Here is a 1293-nt window from a genome sequence, read left to right as displayed (position 1 = left end):
GCACCACCGCCGCGTCCCGGACCCCCGGCGCCCCCCGGGCCGCCGAGGGGAGGGTCGGCGCGACGGAACCGTCGGCCGAGGCCGTGCGGGAGATCGCCGACCGCCTGGTCGCCGGCGACCCCGGTGCCCTCGCCGACGCGTACCGCCTCTGGGGCGGGCTGGTCCACTCCCTGGCCGCCCGCGCCGTGGGGGACCGGCGGGAGGCCGAGGACATCACCCAACAGGTCTTCCTCTCCGCCTGGCGCGGACGTCTGACCTACCGCCCCGACCGCGGCCCCCTGCCGGGCTGGCTCGTGGGCATCACGCGCCGCCGCATCGCCGACTCGCTGGCCGCCCGCACCCGTCGGCACGACCTCGTGGTCGCCGCCGGCAACCGGCACCTCGCCGCCGGCGGCACCGTGCGGGACGACTCGGACGACGTGGTGCGGCGTGTCCTGATCGCCCGCGAACTGGACCTCCTGCCCCCGCGCCAGCGCGAGGTGCTGCGCCTGAACTTCTACGAGGACCTGACCCACAGCGACATCGCCGACCGCACCGGTCTCCCCCTGGGAACGGTCAAGAGCCACGCCCGCCGCGGCCTGCTCCGGCTGCGCCGTCGGCTGGAGGAGGCCGGGTACACGGAGGAGTGGGGACCCGGGGACGCCGGTCGTGACGCCGGATCCCCCGCCCCCGCCGGCTGACCACCGGCCGTGCCGCCCCGCCCGGGGCGAACCGCACCCGCACCACGCATCCCGGGAGGCAGGAATGACACTTCGCGACGAACTCCCCACCGACCATCATTTGGCCACCGTCCACCGCCGGGGCGCGGCCCTGAGCGGCGTCGTGCTGATGGTCTTCGGGATCCTCGGCTTCGCCGACCGGCTCGCCTTCTTCGACACCACCGGACAACAGATCCTCGGCCTGTCCGGCAACGGCCTGTTGAGCCTGATCTCGGTCACCGTCGGCTCGCTGCTGATCGTCGGCGCCTTCGTGGGCGGTGACTTCGCCTCCACCCTCAACATGACCGTCGGCGGCCTGTTCGTCCTGAGCGGGTTCGTGCACCTGGCCATCCTGGAACGCTCGATCAACATCCTGGCCTTCCGGATGCCGAACGTCCTCTTCGGCTTCGCGATGGGGCTGATGATCCTCACCTTCGGGATGTACGGGAGGATCAGCGGCGGCCTGCCGCCCGACAACCCGTTCCGGCGCCGGCGACACCCCGAGCGGGCCCGGGAGGAGGACCGGATGGCCTCCGGAGCGCTCGGCCCCGCCGCCCGCACCGGTGCCCTGTCTCTTATACACACCTGACGCTGC

The 1293-nt window shown here is 73.6% G+C and carries 2 protein-coding genes; both read left to right on the top strand.

The window, feature by feature from the left end; all coding sequences use genetic code 11:
- The coding region (locus tag FOE67_RS26000; RefSeq protein ID WP_228474306.1) for an RNA polymerase sigma factor at positions 1-680 on the top strand (680 nt) is incomplete at its 5' end.
- A 64-nt stretch (positions 681-744) separates the two neighbouring features.
- Positions 745-1287 carry a DUF4383 domain-containing protein gene (locus tag FOE67_RS31020; protein WP_182667272.1) on the top strand — a complete coding sequence of 181 codons (543 nt, stop codon included), beginning with the start codon at positions 745-747 and terminating at the stop codon, positions 1285-1287.
- The last annotated feature ends 6 nt before the right edge of the window (positions 1288-1293 follow it).

The sequence above is a fragment of the Streptomyces calidiresistens genome, assembly GCF_014141525.1.
GTDB lineage: Bacteria > Actinomycetota > Actinomycetes > Streptomycetales > Streptomycetaceae > Streptomyces > Streptomyces calidiresistens.
The sequence above is the reverse complement of the archived record's forward strand: the minus strand, read 5'-3'. Positions and strand labels throughout refer to the sequence as shown.

What these genes read in the sequence shown, in the direction of transcription:
- FOE67_RS31020 (WP_182667272.1), top strand. Translation starts at nt 745, where the DNA reads ATGACACTTCGCGACGAACTCCCCACCGACCATCATTTGGCCACCGTC.